The sequence below is a fragment of the Streptomyces sp. genome, from assembly GCF_031181705.1.
Lineage (GTDB): Bacteria > Actinomycetota > Actinomycetes > Streptomycetales > Streptomycetaceae > Streptomyces.
Genome location: NZ_JAPSKN010000144.1, coordinates 9,083 through 14,361 on the forward strand (window position 1 = coordinate 9,083; position 5,279 = coordinate 14,361).

2 protein-coding genes are annotated in these 5,279 nt (G+C 75.0%); both read left to right on the forward strand.

What is annotated here, in order from left to right; genetic code table 11:
* Positions 1-2,086 (forward strand): PD-(D/E)XK nuclease family protein (locus RIN80_RS22570; protein ID WP_309097461.1); only part of this gene is annotated, 2,086 nt, incomplete at its 5' end.
* Positions 2,087-2,255: 169 nt separating this feature from the next.
* On the forward strand, positions 2,256-5,279 hold a 3,024-nt coding region (locus tag RIN80_RS22575; RefSeq protein ID WP_309097462.1), incomplete at its 3' end, for an ATP-dependent helicase.

Consider the following 5,279-nt stretch of genomic DNA (forward strand, 5'->3'; position numbering starts at 1 on the left):
GGACGCCGTGGGACTCTCCGCGGCTGCGGCGGCGCGGGAGGACGCCGGATCCGGATCCGGCGACGGCGCGGACCCGGTTGAGAGGGACACCGGGGCGACGTCTGGCTTCGAGGCGCGCTCCGCATCCGAAGCCGCCTCCGAGGTCGTATCCGAAGCCGCTTCCGCAACCGCCTCGGAAACCGGCGCCAGCGCTGCCGGCGCGCCCGGTACCTGCTGGCTCGACACCGAGACCGCCCTCACCCTCCTCACCTCACCCCTCGCGGGCATGGACGCCGCCGACCTGCGCCGTCTCGGCCGCGCCCTGCGCGACGAGGAGAGGGCCGCCGGCAACCCGCTGCCGCCGCCCTCCGACGTCCTGCTCGCGCAGGCGCTCGCCGAGCCGGAGCGGCTCGCCGTGCACGACCCCACGTACGCGCGCGGCGCCCAGCGCCTCGGCGCGCTGCTGCGCAAGGCCCGGGAGCGGCTGGCCGGCGGCGGCACGGCCGAGGAGGCGCTGTGGGACCTGTGGGAGGGCACGCCGTGGCCCGGGCGCCTGGAGCGCGCCGCCCGGCGGGGCGGCGCGGCCGGACGCAACGCGGACCGCGACCTGGACGCGGTCTGCGCCCTGTTCGCCACCGCGGCCCGCGCCGAGGAACGCACCGGCGGCCGGGGCGCGCTGAACTTTCTGGAGGAGATCGACGCCGAGGACATCGCCGCCGACACCCTCACGCGGCGTGCCGTGCGCCCCGACGCCGTCCGTCTGATGACCGCCCACCGCTCCAAGGGCCTGGAATGGCACCTCGTGGTCGTCGCGGGCGTCCAGGAGGGCTTGTGGCCGGACCTGCGCCGCCGCGGCTCCCTCCTGGAGGCCGACCGCATCGGCCGCGACGGCCTCGCCGAACCCCTCACCCCCGGCGCGCTGCTCGCCGAGGAGCGCCGCCTGTTCTACGTGGCCGCCACACGCGCGCGTGAACGGCTCGTCGTCACCGCCGTCAAGGCACCCGCGGACGACGGCGACCAGCCCTCCCGGTTCCTGACCGAACTCGGCGTCGAACCCAAGGACGTCACGGGACGGCCGCGCCGGCCGCTGTCCGTGGCCGCTCTCGTGGCCGAACTGCGTGCCACGACGGTCGATCCGCGCGTCTCCGAGGCCCTGCGGGAGGCCGCCGCCCGCCGCCTGGCCCGGCTCGCCGCCCTCGCCGACGAGGACGGCCGCCCGCTGGTGCCGTCCGCCCACCCCTACCGCTGGTGGGGCATGTTCGAGCCGACCGAGTCCAAGGTGCCGCTGCGCAACCGCGACCAGCCCGTCGTGCTCTCCGGCAGCGCCCTGGACCAGCTCGCGAACACCTGCGCCCTGCAATGGTTCCTGGGCCGTGAAGTGAAGGCCGACGCGCCCGCGACCGCCGCACAGGGCTTCGGCAACGTGGTGCACGTCCTCGCCGACGAGGTCGCCTCCGGGCACACCCCGGCCGACCTCTCCGTCCTCATGGAACGCCTCGACTCCGTGTGGAACGCCCTCGCCTTCGACGCGCCCTGGAAGTCGGAGCAGGAGAAGGACAACGCGCGCGTGGCGCTCGAACGCTTCCTCCAGTGGCACGTCATGGACCGCGCCGGGCGCACCGCGGTCGCCAGCGAGCACGACTTCGACGTCACCCTCGAAGCGGGCGACTACGAGGTGCGCATCCGCGGCCAGATGGACCGCGTGGAGGCGGACGGCGACGGCCGCGCCTACGTGGTCGACTTCAAGACCGGCAAGCAGGCGCCCACCTCCAAGGAGGTGGAGCGGCACCCGCAGCTCGCCGTCTACCAGCTCGCCGTCCGTGAGGGCGCCGTCGACGAGGTCTTCGACGGGGCACGTCCCGAACCGGGCGGCGCCGAACTCGTCCACCTGCGCCAGGGCGCCGCCCGGCGTGACGGCGGCGAGACCCTGCCCAAGGTGCAGGCCCAGGAGCCGCTGCAGGGGGAGTGGGTCGGCGACCTGCTGGCCACAGCCGCCGGCAAGGTCCTCGACGAGCGGTTCACGCCGACGGCCGGGCAGCACTGCACCCACTGCGCGTTCCGGTCCTCGTGCAGCGCGCGTCAGGAGGGCCGCCACGTGGTGGAGTGACCAGGGTGCCGCGAGAGGACCGACCGCGTGGTGGAGTGACCAGGGTGCCGCGAGAGGACCGCAGCGATGGCGAGTGACCCATCGCACCACCTGAGCTGACCTGCGGTTCCACCGCCCCGAAGGGCCGATCGGGCCGCTGGTGTCAGTGCGCGCCGCTAGCCTCTCCGATGTGCCAGCCCGACTCACCGACCCCGAACAGCTCAAAGAGCTCCTCGGCATCCCGTTCACCCCGGAGCAGACGGCCTGCATCACCGCGCCGCCCGCTCCCCAGGTGATCGTGGCCGGAGCCGGCTCGGGCAAGACGACGGTGATGGCGGCACGCGTGGTGTGGCTGGTCGGCACCGGTCAGGTCGCCCCCGAGCAGGTGCTCGGCCTCACCTTCACGAACAAGGCCGCCGCCGAACTCGCCGAGCGCGTCCGCAAGGCGCTGATCAAGGCCGGCGTCACCGACCCGGACGTCATCGACCCGGACAACCCGCCGGGCGAGCCGGTGATCTCCACGTACCACGCCTTCGCGGGGCGTCTGCTGACCGACCACGGCCTGCGCATCGGCCTGGAGCCCACGTCCCGGCTGCTCGCCGACGCCACGCGCTTCCAGCTCGCCGCGCGCGTGCTGCGTGAGTCACCCGGCCCCTACCCGGCCCTCACCCGCTCCTTCCCGGACCTCGTCGGCGACCTCCTCGCCCTGGACGCCGAGCTCGCCGAGCACCTCGTACGTCCCGAGGCGCTGCGCGCGTACGACGCCGAGCTGCTGCTGTCGCTGCGCGGCGCCAAGCTCACCAACGCCGAGCTGCGCAAGGTGCCCGAGGCGGCCGCCGCCCGCCGGGAGCTGGCCGAGCTGGTGACCCGTTACCGGGCCGCCAAGCGCGAGCGGGACCTGCTCGACTTCGGCGACCAGATCGCCCTGTCGGCCCGCCTCGCGCAGATCCCCGAGGTGGGCCGCCTCCTGCGCGACGAGTTCCGCGTGGTCCTGCTCGACGAGTACCAGGACACCTCGGTCGCCCAGCGCGTCCTCCTCGCGGGCCTGTTCGGCGGGGGCACCGGCCACCCCGTCACCGCCGTCGGCGACCCCTGCCAGGCCATCTACGGCTGGCGCGGCGCCTCCGTCGCCAACCTCGACGACTTCCCCGAGCACTTCGCCCACGCCGACGGCCGCCCCGCGACCCGGCAGGCGCTCAGCGAGAACCGCCGCAGCGGCGGCCGCCTCCTCGACCTCGCCAACGGCCTCGCCGAGCCCCTGCGCGCCCTGCACGCGGGCGTGGAGGCGCTGCGCCCGGCTCCCGGTGCCGAACGCGACGGCATCGTCCGCTGCGCCCTGCTGCGCACCCACGCCGAGGAGATCGACTGGGCGGCCGACTCCGTCGCCCACCTCGTCCGGACCGGGACGGCACCCGGCGAGATCGCCGTCCTGTGCCGGACCGCGACCGACTTCGCCGAGATCCAGGGCGCCCTGGTGGCCCGCGACATCCCGGTCGAGGTCGTCGGCCTCTCCGGACTGCTGCACCTGCCCGAGATCGCCGACCTCGTCGCCGTCTGCGAGGTCCTCCAGGACCCCGGCGCCAACGCCTCCCTGGTCCGCCTGCTGACCGGGCCGCGCTGGCGCATCGGCCCTCGCGACCTCGCCCTGCTGGGGCGGCGCGCCCGGCTGCTCGTGTCCCACGCGCGCGTGGAGGACGACGACCCGGACCGGCGCCTCGCCGAGGCCGTCGAGGGAATCGACCCCTCCGAGGTGATCTCGCTCGCGGACGCCCTCGACACGTTCCTGGAGACGCCCCTCGACGGCCACGGGGACGACGACGGACTGCCCTTCTCGCCCGACGCGCGCGTGCGCTTCGCCCGGCTCGCCACGGAACTGCGCGAACTGCGCCGCTCCCTGGCCGACCCGCTGATGGACGTCCTGCACCGGGTCCTCGCCGTCACCGGCCTGGAGGTGGAGCTGTCGGCGTCCCCGCACGCCCTGGCCGCCCGCCGCCGCGAGACCCTGTCCAACTTCCTGGACGTCGCCGCCTCCTTCGCCGCCGGCGACAACGAGGCCACCCTGCTCGCCTTCCTCGGCTTCCTGCGCACCGCAGCCCAGTACGAGAAGGGCCTCGACAACGCCCTCCCCGGCGGCGAGAACACCGTCAAGGTGCTCACCGCCCACAAGAGCAAGGGCCTGGAGTGGGACGTCGTGGTCGTCCCCGGCCTGGTCACCGGCACCTTCCCCAGCAGCCAGGGCCGCGAGAAGTGGACCTCCCAGGGCAAGGTCCTGCCGCACGCCCTGCGTGGCGACGCCGACACCCTGCCCGACGTGCCCTCCTGGGACGCCCGGGGTCTCAAGGCCTTCCACGAGGCCATGAAGGACCACCAGCACACCGAGGAGCTCCGCCTCGGCTACGTCACCTTCACCCGCCCCCGGTCCCTCCTCCTGGGCTCCGGCCACTGGTGGGGCCCCACCCAGAAGAAGCGCCGCGGACCGTCCACGTTCCTCCAGGCCCTCTACGAGCACTGCGAGGCCGGTCACGGCGAGATCGAGGTCTGGGCGGACGAGCCCGCCGAGGACGAGGAGAACCCGGCCCTGCACCGGGCCACCGCCGACCAGGTGTGGCCCCTGCCCCTGGACGAGGCGGCCCTGGCCCGGCGCCGCGCCGCCGCCGAGACCGTCCTGGCCCACCTGGAAGACCTCGCCGCCCAGGAGGACGCCCACCTCGCCGCCGTGCACGACCCGGACGCCGTCGACGACCCGGAGTGGCCCCCGCCGCCCGAGGACGACGAGCCCCTGTTCGACGAACCGGGCCCGTACGACGAAGGGGACCCGTACGGCGAACCGGACCGGTACGTCGAACCCGATCCGTACGGCGAACCGGACCCGTTCGACGAGTCCGACCCGCTCGCCGAACGCCCTTCGCACGACTCCGGGGAGGCCTCCGGCAAGCCCCCGGCGACCGGTGACGCCCGGCCCGCGGACCGCCGCCCCACCGTCCCCCACCAGGCGGTCCCACCACAGGGCCCGCCCCCCGGCCGCCCCCGCCTCACTCCGGAGGAGGCCCGCACCGTCGCCTCCTGGGACCGTGACCTCGACGCCCTCACCGGCGAGCTGCTGCGTGCCCGCGACAGCGTCACCGAGGTGCCCCTCCCCGCGTCGCTCACGGCGTCCCAGCTGCTGCACCTGGCCGCCGACCCGGACGGCTTCGCGCGGGAGCTGGCCCGCCCC